Origin of the sequence: Acinetobacter sp. COS3 (genome assembly GCF_000475335.1) — a bacterium.
In the GTDB taxonomy this organism is placed as follows: Bacteria; Pseudomonadota; Gammaproteobacteria; order Pseudomonadales; family Moraxellaceae; genus Acinetobacter; species Acinetobacter venetianus.
The window spans coordinates 21,675-40,740 of the sequence record NZ_AXCD01000015.1; the positions used below are offsets into that span (position 1 = coordinate 21,675).

A 19,066-nucleotide genomic window follows, 5' to 3' on the forward strand; every position below is an offset into this window, starting at 1 on the left:
GACATGTTTGAGAAAATTTTGATTGCGAACCGTGGCGAAATTGCTTGCCGCGTAATTCGCACAGCGAAAAAATTAGGTATTGCGACGGTTGCTGTTTATTCAGATGCAGATGCAAATGCACAGCACGTAAAACTCGCCGATGAGGCAATTTATATTGGACAGTCTCCTGCAACTCAGAGCTATCTTCAGGTTGATCGTATTATTCAGGCGGCAGTAGATACTGGAAGTCAGGCAATCCATCCGGGTTATGGTTTTCTTTCTGAGAATGACCTGTTTGCGCTCGCTTGTCAGCAACACAATATTTGCTTCATTGGCCCACCTGTAGATGCGATCTTAGCCATGGGTTTGAAAGCGACCTCCAAAGCATTGATGGAAAAAGCTGGTGTGCCGTTAACACCGGGTTACCACGGAACTAATCAAGATGCTGAATTTTTAAAACAGCAAGCAGATCGAATTGGTTATCCCGTGTTAATTAAAGCGAGTGCTGGTGGTGGTGGTAAAGGTATGAGTCTCGTTGAACGTAGCGAAGATTTTCTACATTCTCTTGCTTCGTGTAAACGCGAAGCGAAATCGAGCTTTGGCAATGATGATGTTTTGATTGAACGTTATGTGATTCAACCACGTCATATTGAAGTACAAGTATTTGGTGATACACATGGGAATTATGTTCATTTATTTGAGCGTGATTGTTCGGTACAACGTCGCCATCAAAAAGTGCTAGAAGAAGCACCAGCACCACAAATGCCAAGTGAAAAACTGGATGCTATGCGACAGGCTGCAATCGATGCCGCTCGTGCCGTAGATTATGTGGGTGCGGGAACAGTTGAGTTTATCGTTGAACAAGACGGTACTGCTTATTTCATGGAAATGAATACGCGTCTACAAGTCGAACATCCTGTGACCGAAATGATTACAGGTGAAGACTTGGTGGAATGGCAGTTGCGTGTTGCTTATGGTGAACCGTTGCCAAAGTTGCAGGATGAATTGCAGATACATGGACATGCCTTAGAAGCACGAATTTATGCAGAACAACCAGAAAAAGGCTTTTTGCCTGCAATTGGCAAAATTGATTATCTGCGCTACCCACCTCAAAACCAATACGTCCGCGTAGATAGTGGAATTGTTGAGGGCGATGAAATCACTACATTCTACGATCCAATGATTGCAAAATTGATTGTATGGGGCAAAAACCGTGAAGCTGCTTTAATTCAAATGCAACATGCGCTTAGCCAATTTCATGTGGATGGCTTAGGCAACAATATCGCGTTCCTTGAAAAGATTGTTCGTTGTGACTCTTTTAAACAAGCCAAATTAGATACAAATTTGATTCAGCGTGAAGAACGATTTTTGTTTAGCCCTGCGAATATAAAACCTGAGTTTATTGTTGCGACTGCATTTATTGAGTTTTTAAACCAAATGCAAAATAACAAATCAGCTCAAAAACAGCTTTGGTTGGCACAGCCATTATGGCGGAGTAATGTCGCTTACCAGCACAGCATCAAATTAAATTATTTAGATAACAGCATTCAGATTAAATTTTCAGCTGCTGAGCAAGGATTTAACGCAGAATTTAATGGTCAGCATTATCAGATCATAGGTGAGTTGCTTGATGCGAATATAGCCAAAATTCTGATTAACGGTAATCAACATAAATTAGCTTTTAATCAAAGTCAGCAAGGCATCACTCTATTCCACTCTGGCCAGAGTTATAAATTTGATTATATCCGCCAAAATTTTAATCAGACTGAAGGACAAAATGAGCAAGGGCATCTTAAAGCTCCGATGCCGGGTGTCGTGACTCAACTACTAGTCGGTGCGAACCATACGGTGAAAAAAGATGATGTGCTGTTGACACTTGAAGCGATGAAAATGGAATACACCATTCGAGCACCGAAGGATGGCATTATTTTAGATGCTTATTTTCAGGTCGGTGATCAAGTGAAAGCGGGAGACGAACTCGTAGAATTTCAACCTGATCAGGAGGAAGTTGCATGAGTGAGTTTGTCAAAATTGTTGAGGTTGGCCCTCGTGATGGGCTTCAAAATGAGAAACAGACGCTCACATTAGAGCAGCGTTTAAATTTCATTACTGACTTAATAGATGCTGGCTTAAAGTCGATCGAGGTTGGTTCATGCGTTTCAGCCAAATGGGTTCCTCAAATGGCTAAAAGTGATGAATTATTTAAACAATTGCCACATCGAGATGATCTTAATTTGAGTTTGCTCACACCAAATATTAAAGGTTTTGAAACAGCACTTGCTGTTGGCTGCAAAGAAGTTGCTGTATTTACGGCTGCTTCTGAAAGCTTTGTTCGTAAAAATATTAATTGCTCTATTGATGAAAGCTTAGAAAAGTTTTCCGAAATCATGCAAGCAGCCAAACAGCACAATATCCGAGTAAGAGGCTATGTCTCTTGTATCGTTGATTGCCCCTATGAAGGCGCAATTGAGCCACAGCAAGTCGTAAAAGTGGTTAAGCAGCTTTATGAGATGGGATGCTACGAAATCTCGTTGGGTGAAACCATTGGGACAGCGACGCCAGATCGAGTTCAAAAGGTGTGGCAAGCATGTTTAGCTGAACTTGATAGCAAAGTTTTGGCTGGGCATTTTCATAATACTTATGGCATGGCAATTGCCAATATTTATCAGTCTTTACAACAAGGTATTCGTGTTTTTGATTCATCATTAGCAGGTCTTGGCGGCTGTCCTTACGCAAAAGGTGCTTCTGGCAATATCGCGACAGAAGATCTCTTTTATTTGCTTTCGCATATGGGTTTTGAAACAGGAATTGATTTAGATAAATTGATGACAGCGAGTCAAAATATCAGTCAGATATTGGGTCGAAAAAGTCTATCTAATTATACAAATTCTTATCTACAGTCACGTTGCGCTTAATAAAGCGAATATGACTTGATACATCTGGTTGATTATCGACTTACCAGATGTATTCCCTTTTTATTTTTTCCTTAAAGTATTGAGATCAAGTTTTGATTATAAAAAATACTCTGTATCACTCTGAATTTTTGGAGAGATATGCTGCTCTACCCACGTTAACCATGCCCGTGTTTTGGCATCAATAAAATGTCGGGATGGTAATAAGGTATAAACACCAATATTTGGTGATCTCCAGTCAGATAATATACGGTGCAATCGCCCAGTACGAACAGCCTCTATGACTGCAAAGGTTGGCAGTAATGCAATGCCCATGTCTTGCTGCACCATGTCGAGTAAAAGCTCAGGTGAATCTGCAATCAATGGCCCTGTAATATCAATTTGATAAGAGCAACTTTTTTCACTGACCAGATGCCATTGCGGTGTAATTGACGGATTCACTAGTCTGAGACACGCATGTTCTTGTAGATCATCCAATGATTTCGGTTCACCATATTTTTCTAAATATGCGGGGGATGCGCAAAGTACTGAAAAGATCGTACCAATTTGGCGAGCAACAAATCTGGAATCAGCCAACGATTCCGCAAGATATAAACTGACGTCAATGCCTTTACCTAAAAGGTCTGGGACATTCTGTGAAGTACGATATTCAACCGTGAGTTCGGGATAGGTTTGACAAAACTCTGCCATCATTGGTGACACATAGTGATGGCCAAAACTCGCCATACTCAAAACACGTAACTTTCCTTGAGGTTTAGTTGCCCTACCCATGGCTTGAGTTTCAGCTTCGTCGACCATTGCAAGCACTTGACGACATTGCTCTGCATAAGTTGCACCAATATCGGTCAATGCGTGTTGTCTCGTTGTTCGTTGTAGTAGTTTTGTTCCTAAACGCCCTTCTAACTCGCTAATCAGTCGAGATACTTGCGCTGTTGTTAGTTCCATCTGCTCGGCAGCGGCTGTAAAGCTTCCACTATCAATGACTTTCAGAAAAGCATGCATTGCATGAAGTAATCCACCATCAAGATTTTTGCGCATAACGTAAATATCTTTTGTTTAATTACGCATTGTTGCACCAGTCTGGATCAATCACAATGACATTAATGTACATACATTGAACAGTTCTACGGTTTTAAAAGAACTGATCAATCTTTTTCTAAGTATGTCATTTACTCCAAATATTCAACTGGAAGTTGAAAAAAGAAAGTAGCTCGAACTACAAAATTCTAAGGAGACATAAATGAATATAGCTACAAAATTTACTCCAAATAAGATTCCAACAAAGGATGTATCACTTGAAGATAAATATCTAAGTGATGACGGTACTGCTTACATGACAGGTATTCAGGCATTGGTGCGTTTACCACTTGCGCAAACACGTCGGGATACTTTAAACGGTTATCATACTGCTGGTTTTATTTCTGGTTATCGTGGTTCTCCTGTTGGAAATTATGATAATTTTCTCTGGCAAGTTGAAGGCATACTCAAAGACCACCATGTTGTTTTTCAACCAGGCGTAAATGAAGATCTAGCTGCTACTGCAATTTGGGGTACCCAACAAGCCAATCTCGCAGGTCAAGGTAAATATGATGGTGTGACCTCTTGGTGGTATGGCAAAGGCCCTGGTGTAGATCGTTCTGGAGATGTTCTACGTCATGCCAATCTTGCAGGCACGGCTGAACGTGGTGGTGTAGTCGCGTTTTTTGGTGATGATCATTCTTGTAAATCTTCGAGTATTCCCCACCAGTCAGAACATGTGATGATGGGTTGCGGTATTCCAATTTTTTACCCAACCTCAATTCAACAAATTCTTGATTTAGGTGCTCACGCAGTCGCAATGTCACGTTTTGCTGGTGTATGGACTTCAATGAAGTTGGTCAGTGAAATTGTTGAAACCTCTGCTTCTGTGCATGTTGATTTAGATCGCGTCACACCTGCTTTGCCTAAAAATGTTCAAATGCCTGAAGATGGTGTCAATATTCGATGGCCTGATCACGGCATTCAACAAGAAGAGCGTCTATATAAATATCGCTTACCCGCTGTATTGGCCTATGCCCGTGAAAATGAACTGAATCAGGTAACATGGCATTGTCCTAATGCGCATATTGGCATTGCCGCAAGTGGTAAAGGTTATTTGGATACCATTGAAGCATTACGTATTTTAGGTATCGAAGGTGAAACGGCTCAGCAGCTTGGACTGCGAGTCTATCAAGTTGCTTTAATTTGGCCTTTAGAGCCTCACGGTCTGCGCGAATTTGCCGAAGGTTTAGAAGAATTAATTGTTGTAGAAGAAAAACGCCCGATTCTTGAATCACAAATTAAAGATGAACTCTACGCACTTCCAGATGACAAGCGCCCTCGCGTCATTGGTAAAGCATGCGATGGTAAAGGTGAATGGAGTACTTCTATTGATGAAGCCCCTTTAATTGGTCACTATGAATTCCAACCTGAACCTATTGCAAAAATGCTGGCGGCTCGCTTCTTAAAATTAGACATTCCAGAAGCTTTAAAAACGCAAATTCAAAATAGAGTTGAGCTACTACAAAAAGCCGAGCAAGAGTCACAACGTGTGCTTGATATTGCAGAGCGCAAACCTTTCTTTTGTAGTGGCTGTCCGCACAATTCATCAACGGCATTACCCGAAGGAAGCCGTGCATTAGGGGGGATTGGTTGTCATTTTATTGCTGTGTCACTTGATCGCGGTACTGAAACTTTCTCACAAATGGGTGGTGAAGGTGTGAGTTGGGCTGGTGCTTCTCATTTCACCAACGAAAAGCATATTTTTGCCAATCTAGGCGATGGAACTTATTTTCATTCAGGCTATCTTGCAATACGCCAAGCGATCGCTGCAAAACTCAATATTACCTACAAAATTCTTTATAATGATGCCGTTACAATGACGGGTGGTCAACATGTTGATGGCCATCTCAGCGTGGCACAGTTAACTCGACAACTTGATGCTGAAGGCATTAAAAAACAAGTCATTGTCACCGATGAACCTGAGTTGATTCATGCAGAAGAAGGTATCGCCCCTCACGTAGAGATTTACCACAGAAATGAACTGGATGATGTACAACGCAAATTACGCGACATTTCAGGTGTGACGGCTTTAATTTATGTTCAAACCTGTGCAAGTGAAAAGCGCCGTCGTCGTAAACGCAATGCTTATCCTGATGTAGCAGAGCGTGTCTTTATCAATAGTGAGATTTGTGAAGGTTGTGGTGACTGTTCTAAACAATCGAACTGTTTATCGATTGAACCTGTTGAAACAGCATTAGGTACTAAACGGCAAATTAATCAAAGTAGTTGTAACAAAGACTTTTCTTGTGTGGAGGGTTTCTGTCCAAGTTTCGTGACTGTGCATACTCGTCACATGAAACGACCAGAAATATTTCAAGGAATTGAAGCTGGCTGGCCAGAAAAGCCAATCATTCCTAAACTTGATCAACAACCTATTCGGATTATGGTCGGTGGTGTTGGTGGTACAGGTGTCGTAACCGCAGGTGCTCTGCTTGGTATGGCAGCTCACTTGGAAGGTAAAGCTGCGCGTATTATGGATATGGCAGGACTTGCTCAGAAAGGTGGTACGGTCTATTCATATGTACAACTCGCTACAGACGATGATCAAATCTCGGCAACTAAAATTCCTGCTGGTCAATGTGATGTTTTAATCGGTGCAGATGCAATTGTAGCAGGAAGTAATGCAGCACTGTCTCGTTTAAAATCGGATGCTATGGTCATCGTCAATGAAGATGGTTCCCCTACTTCGGATTTTCTAGAGTCTCGTGATTGGTATGCACCAATTTCTGATTTGATTAACCGACTACGTGGCCGAACTACACAAGGAAAACTGATCTCTTTACATGCAACAAGTATTGCTACACAAGTATTAGGCGATGCGATTTTTGCCAATCAAATTCTACTTGGCATGGCTTGGCAATCAGGTCAAATTCCTTTGAAACGTGAAAGTATTGAAAAAGCAATTCATTTAAATGGTACAGCCGCTGAGAAAAATCTTGAAGCGTTCCGTATCGGTTGCCACCTGATTAGTGAACCTGATTTGGCAAAACGCATTATTGCAACGATTCCTGCAACTGCTAAACCAACGACTTTAGCCGAACTGATTGAAGATCGTTCTACACGCTTGGTTGAATATTGGAATCAAGATTATGCAACGCAGTATCGAACACTTGTGGAACATGCAGCCAAAGTATTGCCAGAAGAATTAACAGGAATAATTGCGACGCAACTCTATAGAGTGATGGCTTATAAAGATGAATACGAGGTAGCGCGTTTACTTACAGGAAAAAGTTTTAAACAATCAATTGAGTCGCAGTTTGGTAAAGGTTTACGTTTGACTTATCACCTTGCACCACCTGCTTTGGGTGCACATGATAAGGTACGAAAACGCGCTTTTGGATACTGGATGCGTATTCCAATGATGATTCTTGCTCGTCTACAATGGCTCAGAGAAACTTTCCTTGATCCATTTGCTTTACAGCTAGAACGTCAAAGGGAACATGCTTGGCGTGATCGTTATATCGCATTTGTAAAAGCGATTAGTTCAGCCCCTGACCGCTATGATTTATCTGTAGCTGCACAAATTGCTAAATTACCTGCCGATGTCCGTGGATTTGGTCATGTCAAAATGCAATCGATGGAAACCGCAATACAACGTTGGGATGAACTTTCATTGAGTCTTCGTAAATAGCATTAATAAAGGCAATTGAAACGCTAATCTCAACTTTGAATGGGTTTAAAACTACAGAATCTCCTCCTAAATCCCTCTTTGATAAAGGGGGATTCATCCTAAAATTTTAAGTGTCATTGAATTTGTGATGTTCCTCCCTTTGTAAAGGGAGGTTAGGAGGAGTTTTTAAATATATTAAATTTATATATGATTTTTATTGAATTATTTTTGATGAAATTGTGGTTAGCGTAATTAAAGTAAAGAAGTAGCTAATACAGGATCAAACTCAGTTTGCGTTGATCAAGTTCAGCTACTTTATATTTATCTATTCGTGATCTGACTAGATATGCCGATTATTTAATATTCAATGCTTCGATAACGGCTTCAGCAGTGATGCGTGCCGAAAATGGATTTTGTCCCGTAATCAAATTACCGTCTCGAACAACATTTGGTGCAAATGGAATTAATTTTTTCTCATAATGTGCACCGCGCTCTTTTGATATTTGCTCAGCATTGTAAGGCACTTTCTTTGCTACACCCGCCAATTTAAATCATTTGACCTTGAGGACGCACATCTAGCACATGAATTTCTGACTCACGGTGAACATGTCGGCAAGTTGGTTCTGATTGTGAAAAAATAAAATAGAAAAGGATTTCTACTTTAGACTTAGGAATCCTTTTTTAAAATATGGAAGACACTTTGTATGTTATAGCTTCTTCTCTAAACGCCGATCCATTAACTTAAATAAAGGACGAGTTAGATTCATGACGGTATTGGGTGCGGCGTTTAATAAGGCATTGGCAATTGCCCCGCTTGTACTGGTCACTCGATAGTGTTTTTCTTGTACAGCTTTGACTAACCAACCAGCCGCTGTCTCTGTATCCAACATACGCATATGTTTATAAATCTTAGTCTTAGAAGACATTGGGGTTCTCACCATCGGAAAATACACGATACTCACATTAATCCCTTGATCTCCTAGTTCCATTTTTAATGATCGCGAAAATGATTCAAGTGCAGATTTACTGGCTAAGTATGCCGAAAATAATGGAATTGGGACTTGTGTAGACATAGTTGATACATTGACGACATGCCCATGACCATTGGCTAAAAAATGTGGCAAGAGTGCTAAGGTCAAACGTACTGCTGCAAAATAATTTATTTGCATGGTGCGTTCATAATCATGCAGTCTGTCTAATGCTTCCATGATCGGTCGGCGAATTGACCGAGCTGCATTATTAATTAGAACATCAACGGTTTTATGTTCACTCAGGATTTTTTCTATACACTGTTGAGCATCATCATCTTTAGTAATATCAACAGGATAAATCCAAGCTTGACCACCCTGTTGCTGAATAATGTTTTGTACACGCTCTAACTCATCACTACGACGCGCAACGATGCAAACTTTAGCGCCTAAGGATGCAAACTGAATAGCTGCTTGTTCTCCTATTCCACTCGATCCCCCTGTCAGTATGATTGTTTTTCCATTTAAGCTCATATCACCTTCCTATGATCAGTAGAAATATTGATCTATGATGTTTAGCATCAAATGCTTTATTTTATAGATGTATTTTTGTTTGATTTTGACCCAATAGCATGCATTTTATCGCCGCTTAGATCAAATAAATGTATATAAGCTGTGCTGTTAAAATTTTAAAAAGTATTCATTTTCTTTGAGGCATAAAAAAAGTGCACGATAGACATGCACTTTTTTATAAAATTATTTATTAAGCTACAGCAACTGCTTTAGCTCTTGCAGCATGTAGTTTCTTATAGCTTTCGATTAAGCGTAACTGGCGATCTAGCCCTTCAAGTTTCATACTTGTAGGTGTTAAACCATAGAATCTAACATTACCTTCAACTGAACCCACAGCCGCATCCATACGTTCTTGACCGAACATACGACGGAAATTCAGATCGTAGTCTTCCAGTTCCATTTCATCATCTAAGACAACTTCAAGCACCACATTCATGCATTGATAGAACAAACCACGTTCTACAGTGTTAGTGTTGTACTGTAAGAATTGCTCAACAAGGTCTTTTGCTTCTTCAAATTGTTGCAAAGCTAGATAAATGAGAAGTTTAAGTTCTAGGAGAGTAAGCTGTCCCCACACGGTATTGTCATCAAACTCGATTCCAATCAGCGTGGTGATTTCCGTATAGTCGTCTAGTTCACATTCTTCTAAGCGTTCAACAAGTGCTTCTAATTGAGAGTTGTCTAGTCGGTGAATATTAAGAATATCTTCGCGGAAAGCCAAGGCTTTGTTGGTATTATCCCAGATTAAATCTTCAACCAAATAAATTTCAGAATAATCGGGTACCAAAATACGGCAAGCTGTTGCACCTAAATGCTCATAGACTGCCATATAAACTTCTTTGCCCATTTCTGCTAAAATGCCAAATAGTTCAGCAGCTTCATCTGCATTTGAGTTTTCACCCTCATTGGTGAAATCCCACTCGACAAAATCATAGTCAGATTTTGCACTGAAGAAACGCCAAGACACCAAGCCGCTCGAATCGATAAAGTGTTCCACAAAATTATTTGGTTCAGTCACTGCTTCACTTTGGAAGGTTGGCTGTGGTAAGTCATTGAGACCTTCAAAACTACGACCTTGTAATAACTCTGTCAGACTACGCTCTAAAGCAACTTCAAAACTTGGATGCGCACCAAATGAGGCAAATACCCCGCCAGTACGTGGGTTCATTAAGGTCACACACATCACTGGGAATTGACCACCTAAAGATGCATCTTTCACGAGAACTGGAAAACCTTGTTCCTCTAAACCTTTGATGCCTGCCACAATACTTGGGTATTTTGCTAAAACATCTTCAGGTACATCAGGTAATGCAATCTCACCTTCAATAATTTCACGCTTAACAGCACGCTCAAAAATTTCAGATAAACATTGCACTTGAGCTTCAGCCAAAGTATTACCTGCACTCATCCCATTACTGAGATATAAGTTTTCGATCAAATTTGATGGAAAATAAACAACTTCTTGATCTGATTGACGAACAAAAGGTAGTGAACAAATACCGCGCTCGGTATTGCCTGAGTTCGTGTCGTAGAGATGTGTACCTAGTAATTCATCTTCAGGATCATAAATCTCTAAGCAATATTCATCCAAAATTTCTTTCGGTAATTCACCATTTGGACCCGGCTTAAACCATTTTTCATCTGGGTAATGCACAAATTCAGCATTTGCAATGTCCTCACCCCAAAATTGATCGTTGTAAAAGAAATTACAGTTCAAGCGCTCAATAAATTCACCGAGCGCTGATGCGAGTGCGCTTTCTTTGGTTGAGCCTTTACCATTGGTAAAACACATAGGTGATTGAGCGTCACGAATATGCAGCGACCATACGTTAGGTACGATATTGCGCCATGATGCGATTTCAATTTTCATGCCTAAGCCAGCCAAAATACCTGACATATTGGCAATCGTTTCTTCAAGTGGCAGATCTTTACCTTGAATAAAGGTACTATTTTCAGATGTCAGGCTTGGCATTAATAATGCCTGAGCATCAGCATCAATACTTTCTACTTCTTCAATAACAAATTCAGGGCCAGTTTGAATCACTTTCTTTACAGTACAGCGATCAATCGAACGTAAAATCCCTTGACGATCTTTTTCAGAAATATCAGCTGGAAGTTCAACCTGAATTTTAAAAATTTGCTTATAGCGATTTTCAGGATCAACAATATTGTTTTGAGATAAGCGAATATTATCCGTTGGAATATCACGCGCGGCACAATAGACTTTGACAAAGTAAGCAGCACAGAGGGCTGATGAAGCCAAGAAATAATCAAATGGACCGGGTGCTGAGCCATCCCCTTTATAGCGAATAGGTTGATCGGCGATCACTGTAAAATCGTCGAATTTGGCTTCTTGTCGAAGGTTGTCGAGGTAATTAACCTTGATTTCCATGCTTGCACCTAAATGGGTCTGATGTGAAGATTACACAAGAGATTGAAAAATATTGATAAAAAGTCGAATTATGGATGTAGAATTGACTTAAATGAACGATGTTGGTCGTGCAATGAACTCACTGTACAACTGAAACTCGAATGGATGACGGTATTATAGTGTGATTTTGTTGAATTGATAACTTTTGTCTGTTCTTCCAGCTTATTTATGAACAATTCATAATATAAAAATGATTAGCATTAAAAATGTCAGATGCAAATTTTCGTATCTGACAATAATTATTATTGGCTCGTATGTGGTGTTTTAATCAATTCAGATAAGTCATAGCCTTGTTGTTTTGCAGTTTCGAGATAGGATTGATAGGTTGCTTCATCAATTGTCGGCGTTCTTGAAAGTAACCACAAATATTTATTTGATGGCCCACCAACCAACGCAACTTTATAGTCTGGATCAACTCTGAGTACCCAATAGTCCCCTTTAGTAAAAGGAATCCAGCGTAGTGCTTTTGGCATAAAACTTACTTTTAATTTACTCATGCCTGCATTGTCTGGATAAGCGATTCCAACGGATTGATCCATTTGATCTGATTTATTACGACAGCTATTGATAACTTGGATTGTATTATTCGCATTCAATGAATATTTTGCAGTGGTATCACTCACGCATTGACGCTGAAAATACATAGGTAAATGTGCAATTTCATACCATTTCCCTGCATATTGTTTAATATCAATTTTATCGACAGCGGTAGGTCTCCCTACATCAGCCAAAGCTGGCACACTCAATGCCGTGAGAGAAATTGATAATACTGCGCTACTGCATAACACTTTAATGTTCATTTAATCCTCAATCTTATTAATACAATACTTTTCAACTATAAAAAGTCTAACGTGAATAAAATGTGAGAATGTAAATGTATACGTTTTAAAGCATATTTTTTACTTATAGAGATAATATTAAAAGAATTAAAAACAAAAAAAGTTGAAGATTAACTTCAACTTTTCGTGTCAGTTTAAACTTTAAACTTCTTTGTTTTTGTAAAAAATAGCGTAACTTACATAACATGCGATCATAAATAAGATACAGCAGACAAAACCAACTTGCATCGAAGGATCAGTCACCATACTAATACAGGTGATCACACAGAACACGCCACCCAAGATGGGTGTTAGTGGGAATAATGGTGCAGCAAATTTAAGATCTTTGACTGTTTTACCTGATTTAATCCACTGTCTGCGGAAGTTAAACTGAGATACGCAGATCGAAATCCAAACAACAACCATCGTGAATGCAGCAACACCTAACAAGTTTTTGAAAATTGTTTCTGGTGCAAAATGTTCAGACAGTAAACCTGGAATCGCACCGAACATTGTGACAATAATTGCAACAATAGGTGTGCCTGAACGAGTCAGTTTTGAGAATACTTTTGGTAATTGTTTTTTTGCAGACAAAGACCACATCATACGTGATGCTGCAAATAAACCTGAGTTTGCTGCTGACAATAACGCCGTGATGATAACAAAACGAATAATGTCTTCGGCATAAGGAATACCGATATAGTTAAATACGGTTACGAATGGACTGTTACTTACTGAGTTTGCATTTAAGCCTGCCATTTCATACGGTAGTAATGCACAAATCACCACAATTGTACCCACGAAGAAAATCAACAAACGCCAAATCGCTGCGTTGATTGCTTTAGGAACAGTCTTCGCTGGATTCTCTGCTTCACCAGCTGCAACACCAATTAACTCTGTACCTGAAAATGCAAAGTTTACAATTAACATCGTTGCGAAAATTGGGAAGATGCCATTTGGGAACCAACCATGTTCAGTCAATTTACTGAATAAAGGTGCAGATTCATGTCCGTGATATGGGATAAAGCCAAAAATTGCAGCTAAACCAAGTGCAATAAAGCAAATAATGGTCAGTACTTTAACCAAAGAAAGCCAAAACTCAGACTCCGCAAAGAACCGTGTTGAACTGACATTAAGTGTAAAAACCAAACCGGCAAATACTAATGTCCATGTCCACATGGAAATTGAAGGAAACCATTCCTGCATCAATAGAGCAGCAGCAGTAAATTCCGTACCAAGAGTCGCCGTCCAAGTTAGCCAATATAGCCATGTAATCATATAGCCAGTTCCTGGGCCAATATAAGTACGCGCATATTCACCAAAAGAACCCGAAACTGGCATCTGTACTGCCAACTCCCCCAAGCACAACATCACCATGTAGGCAATTACACCACCAAGTAGATACGATAAAATTGCACCTACAGGGCCAGCTTGAGAAATAACATCTCCTGAACCGAGAAATAAACCTGTTCCGATCGCGCCACCAAGTGAAATCATAACCAAATGACGTTTCGTCATGGCACGTTTCAATGGCTTACCAACTTCTATTTCTGAGGTAGAAATAGTATTTGAGCTACCTTGGGATACATATTGCTCACTCAAGCATTCACCTGAGAGAAATGTCTTGTCATTATTGTTGCTCATTCACGATCACTCCAACGATATTTTTATGACAACCTGTCCTTGCTGTTTCACTTTCATAAAAAATTAATATCTATACGTAGATATTTTTTCTGCATTTTATTTTTTACTGAATATCCATATTCAAACTCCATCTATCCTTGAAAGATTCAACCGATCGTTTTGGTTGCGCTCTTATTCAATTTCTTTTAAAACTAATCCAGCTCTTAACCCGATTTTGACCTTTGGGTTTGGAAACAAAATCCAAACCTGCGTATCTTGAGCCGTATAATCACCTATTGATTGTGTAGCAATCACCTCACCTTTCTCAAAAGTTGAAAAGTTAGGTGCATCTGCGCTTAATTTGAGTTGAAAATCTTCACTTTGTTTTAAGATTGAATCTGCAACCTTAAATTGACGAATTTTTGGTTTTTTGCGTTGAGGCAAAGCTTGCTCAGAAATGACAGCACGTAAAACTTGATCAATATCTGCAAATTCTGAGAGATCATTTTGACCAAAAGCTTTTGCTTTGCCCAATTCCAAGGTACTGCTCTCAGCGTGCAACATTTCACTGCTAAAATGGGTAAATGTTTTCCCTACTGCATTGTGATACACCAATGCATCTAAATTTGCAGCTTTCAGACTTTCAATTAAGAAGTCATCATAAGCGCGAGTTTGGTAAGGAAATAATGCAAATACGGGTAATAAAGAGGCTCGAATCGCGGTATGTAAATCATAGTGATAACGTTGTGCGTCTTTATCACTTTGCTCAAAAAACTGCGCTGTGATTTGTTCTAATTGTGCTGCACGTTGCGTTTCTTGATCTTGTACTAAAGTTTTATACGCTCCGCAGAACATACGATTCATATCATTTTCAAGATAACGAATACCTTGTCGAATGGCTTGAGGATTGCCTAAGACAAAAAGGATACGTGTAGATAAAACTAAGCGTTCTGCAAAGAGATCTTTAATAATATTTGCGAGTAATTCAATCGGGGCAGTTTCATTGCCATGAATACCCGCAGAAAGTACGATGGTTTTTCTATAATGTGCTTTTGGCGTACATTGCAATAGCCCTTCACCTAGCCATTGCCATGTAAAGCCAGCCATTTCACCATGATTATGCTTAGGCGCTTGTTGTTCTAACGTCAACGTTAATAGATCAACCATGTACTTTCATCCTTAAAAGCAGTTGTTTGGTACTTATCTTTGGAAGTGATAAACCGAACCTAAAGCTAAGATTTTGGTGAGTTCATCAAGTGCGGTACGGCTCTCAATGAGTAAGTTTGGATCAGCTAAATCATCTTGAGAAAGCTCATCACGATAATGTTGATCCACCCACTGATTTAAGGTTTTGAATAAATCATCATTCATAAATAAGTTTGGATTGACCGCAGCAAGTTCAGCGTCATTCACTGCAACCCGTAAGCGTAAACAAGCAGGCCCACCACCATTTCGCATACTTTCACGTAGATCAAAAACCTTGATGTCATCAATTGGTGTCCCCATTTGAATCATGTCATTCAAATAGCTCCACACAGCTTGGTTTTGACGAGATTCTTCTGGAACAATGATGCTCATACCACCATCAGTACGCGTCAAAATTTGGCTATTGAATAAGTATGTTGAGACAGCATCTTCAACACTTACTCTGTTTTCTGGCACTTCGATTGAAATAAATTCTTGCTCAATGCCAGCCATTTTTTGACGAATTTCACTCAATGCATCAGCTTGATTTAAGAAAGCTTGCTGATGATGAAATAAAACTTGTTGATTGCTGACTGCAATCACATCGTTATGAAAAACGCCCTTATCAATCACATCAGGATTTTGCTGAATAAATGCTGTGCGCTTTGCATCTAAACGATGTAAACGTGCAACAGCTTCACTCGCTTCACGTGTTTGACGTGCAGGGAATTTCTGTGGCGCAACCTTGCCGCCAAGCTGTTGTTGACCGTAAACAAAAACTTGTACACCTGCTTGATCGTATGCACCACCTAAACGGTTATGGTTTGCTGCACCTTCATCACCAAACAGTGCTGCTTCAGGCAATGCTTCATGATGCGCGAAATATACATCATTATTGAACATCGCTTGAAGGATACGGGTTGTCGTATGATGCTCAATTGATCGATGGAACTTATTATTTAAGTTTGCGGCGGTAAAATGTACACGTCCATCCGCACTATCAGCTGATGGCGAAACCGTACATGAGTTTGCTGTCCACATAGATGACGCAGAACTGAGCGATGACAACAATGCTGGAGCAGTACGCATTGCTTGAGCGATCACATCAATATCACTGCCTGTAAAACCTAAACGACGTAATGTTGGTACATGTGGTCGTTCTTGCGGAGCAAATACCCCTTGTTTGAGTCCAAGATCAGCAAGTGCTTTCATTTTCATGAGGCCTTGTTTTGCTGCTAATCGTGGATTCGACGTGTTATTACGGTTTTTCGTTGAAGCAACATTACCAAAAGATAAGCCTGCATAATGATGCGTAGGGCCAACTAAACCATCAAAATTAATTTCATAACCTGACATTTTTTCTCTCCAACCGATTTACAGCACGATGCCTGGTGATAGTTTTGCAGGTAAGCTCACGCTATCACTTTCAAGTGAAGCCATTGGCCACGCACTATAATCAGCGGCATAAAATGCACTGGCACGATGATTACCTGACGCACCAACACCACCAAATGGTGCTGCACTTGATGCACCCGTGAGGGGCTTATTCCAGTTCACAATGCCTGCACGAGCTTCAATCAGGACACGATCAAACAGATCTCGATCAGGTGAAACTAAACCAACTGCTAAACCAAAACGTGTGTTATTGGCAATGTTGAGTGCCTCATCAAAATCGTGGTAACGATAAATTGTGGTTAAAGGTCCAAAATATTCTTCGTCAGGAATATCCGTCATTTGGCTGACTTCTAAAATCCCTGCGGTCAGCAAAGAACTCTCCGCTTGAGGACGTGTCATTTCGAGTAAAGGTTTCGCGCCTAATTCAATCAATTTGCGTTGAGCAATTAGCATTTGTTCTGCTGCATGAGATGAAATCACCCCCCCCATAAATGGTTGCGGATCTGCATTCCATTTACCAATCACAAGGTTTTTAGCAACCACTACAAAACGTTGAATGAAGGCATCACCATTGGCACCATGTTTTACGATAATGCGGCGTGCACAGGTACAACGCTGTCCTGCTGAGACAAATGCAGATTGGATTGCAATATTTACCACTGCATCAATATCAGTTGCTTCATCGATAATGAGTGCGTTATTTCCACCCATTTCTAAAGCAAGAATCTTCTCTGGTGCACCTGCCATTTGCTTATGTAAGTGATAACCCGTATTAGCACTGCCTGTGAAAAGTAAACCATCAATTTGCTCTGCTGTTGCCAGTGCTTCTCCAGTGCTACGGCCACCTTGAACGATTTTGAGTACGCCATTTGGCAGGCCTGCTTGTTGCCATAATTTTGCCGTTTCTTCTGCAGTCCAAGGCGTTAATTCACTTGGTTTGAATACAATGGTATTACCAGCAATTAGTGCGGGTACGATATGACCATTGGGTAGATGACCTGGAAAATTATAAGGGCCAAATACAGCAAGCACACCATGAGGACGATGACGTAAAGAAGCAACTCCATCAGGCATTTCTGTTTTACTGAAGCCCGTCCGCTGATGATAAGCTCGAATTGAAATTGCGATTTTGCCAATCATCGCTTGAACTTCCGTTAAAGTTTCCCAGAACGGCTTTGAGGTTTCTTGGCTAATGACTTCTGCTAATTGACTTTTATTTTGCTCAAGTAATGCCGCAAAATGCTCAATAATAGCGATACGATCTTCTAAGTCTAAACGTGCCCATGCTGGAAATGCTTGGCGTGCAACTAAGCAAGCATGATCTACATCAGTTTTGCTCGCTTCATGACCTGACCAAATCGTTTGGTTGGTCACAGGATTTGTTTTGGTAAACGCAGTACCTTGTCCTTGTACCCACGCACCATTGATTAATAATGCACCTTGTGACATTAGTGATTCTCCATTTTTTCTAATGCTAAAACTCGAACTTCATCGCCCTCAGCAACTTTGAGTGCTTGAGCTTGTTCTGCTGTCATCAACAAATTATCGTTATCTTGCAACTTGTTATTGATGAGCAGGACGCAATAATCTTGGTATTCATCATTTGCAACTAAGTATTGAACTTCTGCGCGTTCAATCTGTTCTGCAATGTTGACTTTCAACAGTCGACTTTCTTTCACTGCACGAAGATCGGCTGTGTTCGCTTCTAAGGTTGGACCTGCATCAAAAATATCGACATAGCCTTGATACTTCAGACCTTCTGACATCAGCACTTTCGCCGCAGGTTTTGTCTGAGGATGAACCTCTGCAATCACGGCCCTTGCTTCGTTGGGTAGCAAATCGACGTACAATGGAAATCTCGGCATTAATTCAGCAATAAATGCTTTTTGCCCTACGCCACTCAAGTAATCCGCAGCAGCAAAATCCATATTAAAAAAATGATTGCCTAGCGCATCCCAGAATGGCGAAAAGCCATTTGCGTCTGAGAATCCACGCATTTCTGCGATTAGTCTTTCTTCAAAATATCGACGAAAAGCGGCGATAAATAAGAAACGTACTTTAGACAGAAATTTTCCGTTTTGATTCACACGATATTCAGGATCGAGGAACAAGGTACATAGTTCGCTACAACCCGTATGATCATTACTCAGATATAACGTGTCTAAAGTTTTATATACGTCCAATGCTTTTGACGCATGTACTTGTTTTGCAATTCGGAAGTTATAGAAAGGCTCTCTTAAACCAACTGCAACTTCGATTGCACTGACTCCAACAATTTTTTGAGCTGTGGTATCTTCAAGTACAAATAAATAACTTGCATCTTCTTTCTCAGCTAGCCCAGCCAATGTATTGGTTGTACGTGTAATACGTTCAGCTAAAATTTCTTTGTTTTGTGGAAGAGAGGTCAAGCCGATGCCTGACTCTCCTGCTCTTTGCGCTAAACGATAAATATCATCTAAGTCCCGATGCGCGGCATGTCTAACAATCATCAT

General features: G+C 40.1%; 12 protein-coding genes and 1 pseudogene. 3 read left to right on the forward strand and 10 right to left on the reverse strand.

The features are described 5' to 3' along the window. Window positions 1-3: 3 nt before the first annotated feature. Window positions 4-1,995 (forward strand): acetyl/propionyl/methylcrotonyl-CoA carboxylase subunit alpha, encoded by a 1,992-nt coding sequence (locus IO68_RS24975; protein ID WP_023013302.1) that lies wholly within the window; start codon window positions 4-6, stop codon window positions 1,993-1,995. Further along, the gene (locus tag IO68_RS24980) at window positions 1,992-2,894 is read left to right on the forward strand and encodes a hydroxymethylglutaryl-CoA lyase (protein WP_023013303.1); all 903 of its coding nucleotides are present in this window, start codon (window positions 1,992-1,994) and stop codon (window positions 2,892-2,894) included. The genes IO68_RS24975 and IO68_RS24980 overlap by 4 nt, the downstream gene beginning before the upstream one ends. Before the next feature lie 96 nt (window positions 2,895-2,990). Here IO68_RS24980 and IO68_RS24985 read toward each other — a convergent pair whose 3' ends face one another. Continuing rightward, window positions 2,991-3,929 (reverse strand): LysR family transcriptional regulator, encoded by a 939-nt coding sequence (locus IO68_RS24985; RefSeq protein ID WP_023013304.1) that lies wholly within the window; start codon window positions 3,927-3,929, stop codon window positions 2,991-2,993. Window positions 3,930-4,131: 202 nt separating this feature from the next. Between IO68_RS24985 and IO68_RS24990 the strand changes: the two genes are divergently transcribed. Next, window positions 4,132-7,602 carry an indolepyruvate ferredoxin oxidoreductase family protein gene (locus IO68_RS24990; RefSeq protein ID WP_023013305.1) on the forward strand — a complete coding sequence of 1,157 codons (3,471 nt, stop codon included), beginning with the start codon at window positions 4,132-4,134 and terminating at the stop codon, window positions 7,600-7,602. Between the two features lie 332 nt (window positions 7,603-7,934). Here IO68_RS24990 and IO68_RS24995 read toward each other — a convergent pair. The 9 genes and pseudogenes from IO68_RS24995 to astA all read right to left on the reverse strand — a co-directional run. After that, window positions 7,935-8,126: pseudogene (locus tag IO68_RS24995) on the reverse strand (hypothetical protein); the annotation flags it as partial. Window positions 8,127-8,288: 162 nt separating this feature from the next. Continuing rightward, a complete protein-coding gene (locus tag IO68_RS25000) occupies window positions 8,289-9,083 on the reverse strand; it encodes an SDR family NAD(P)-dependent oxidoreductase (protein ID WP_023013307.1) in 795 nt (264 codons plus the stop codon). Window positions 9,084-9,312: 229 nt separating this feature from the next. Further along, complete coding sequence (locus IO68_RS25005; RefSeq protein WP_023013308.1) at window positions 9,313-11,514, reverse strand: OsmC domain/YcaO domain-containing protein; 2,202 nt, start codon at window positions 11,512-11,514, stop codon at window positions 9,313-9,315. Window positions 11,515-11,795: 281 nt separating this feature from the next. After that, on the reverse strand, window positions 11,796-12,353 hold the full coding sequence (locus IO68_RS25010) for a lipocalin family protein (protein ID WP_023013309.1): 558 nt from the start codon (window positions 12,351-12,353) through the stop codon (window positions 11,796-11,798). A 180-nt stretch (window positions 12,354-12,533) separates the two neighbouring features. Continuing rightward, window positions 12,534-14,015 (reverse strand): amino acid permease, encoded by a 1,482-nt coding sequence (locus IO68_RS25015; protein ID WP_023013310.1) that lies wholly within the window; start codon window positions 14,013-14,015, stop codon window positions 12,534-12,536. A 171-nt stretch (window positions 14,016-14,186) separates the two neighbouring features. Further along, window positions 14,187-15,161 carry a succinylglutamate desuccinylase gene (gene astE / locus IO68_RS25020; RefSeq protein ID WP_023013311.1) on the reverse strand — a complete coding sequence of 325 codons (975 nt, stop codon included), beginning with the start codon at window positions 15,159-15,161 and terminating at the stop codon, window positions 14,187-14,189. Between the two features lie 33 nt (window positions 15,162-15,194). Further along, a complete protein-coding gene (gene astB / locus IO68_RS25025) occupies window positions 15,195-16,535 on the reverse strand; it encodes an N-succinylarginine dihydrolase (protein WP_023013312.1) in 1,341 nt (446 codons plus the stop codon). A gap of 18 nt (window positions 16,536-16,553) precedes the next feature. Then, window positions 16,554-18,023: a succinylglutamate-semialdehyde dehydrogenase gene (astD, locus tag IO68_RS25030; protein ID WP_023013313.1), complete on the reverse strand. Its 1,470-nt coding sequence runs from the start codon at window positions 18,021-18,023 to the stop codon at window positions 16,554-16,556. After that, window positions 18,023-19,066 carry an arginine N-succinyltransferase gene (astA, locus tag IO68_RS25035; RefSeq protein WP_023013314.1) on the reverse strand — a complete coding sequence of 348 codons (1,044 nt, stop codon included), beginning with the start codon at window positions 19,064-19,066 and terminating at the stop codon, window positions 18,023-18,025. Before astA ends, astD begins: the two co-directional genes overlap by 1 nt.

Bases quoted from the DNA above. Each gene is read 5' to 3' on its own strand.
- IO68_RS24975 (WP_023013302.1), top strand. From the start codon at position 4: ATGTTTGAGAAAATTTTGATTGCGAACCGTGGCGAAATTGCTTGCCGC.
- IO68_RS24980 (WP_023013303.1), top strand. From the start codon at position 1,992: ATGAGTGAGTTTGTCAAAATTGTTGAGGTTGGCCCTCGTGATGGGCTT.
- IO68_RS24985 (WP_023013304.1), bottom strand. From the start codon at position 3,929: ATGCGCAAAAATCTTGATGGTGGATTACTTCATGCAATGCATGCTTTT.
- IO68_RS24990 (WP_023013305.1), top strand. From the start codon at position 4,132: ATGAATATAGCTACAAAATTTACTCCAAATAAGATTCCAACAAAGGAT.
- IO68_RS25000 (WP_023013307.1), bottom strand. From the start codon at position 9,083: ATGAGCTTAAATGGAAAAACAATCATACTGACAGGGGGATCGAGTGGA.
- IO68_RS25005 (WP_023013308.1), bottom strand. From the start codon at position 11,514: ATGGAAATCAAGGTTAATTACCTCGACAACCTTCGACAAGAAGCCAAA.
- IO68_RS25010 (WP_023013309.1), bottom strand. From the start codon at position 12,353: ATGAACATTAAAGTGTTATGCAGTAGCGCAGTATTATCAATTTCTCTC.
- IO68_RS25015 (WP_023013310.1), bottom strand. From the start codon at position 14,015: ATGAGCAACAATAATGACAAGACATTTCTCTCAGGTGAATGCTTGAGT.
- astE (WP_023013311.1), bottom strand. From the start codon at position 15,161: ATGGTTGATCTATTAACGTTGACGTTAGAACAACAAGCGCCTAAGCAT.
- astB (WP_023013312.1), bottom strand. From the start codon at position 16,535: ATGTCAGGTTATGAAATTAATTTTGATGGTTTAGTTGGCCCTACGCAT.
- astD (WP_023013313.1), bottom strand. From the start codon at position 18,023: ATGTCACAAGGTGCATTATTAATCAATGGTGCGTGGGTACAAGGACAA.
- astA (WP_023013314.1), bottom strand. From the start codon at position 19,066: ATGATGATTGTTAGACATGCCGCGCATCGGGACTTAGATGATATTTAT.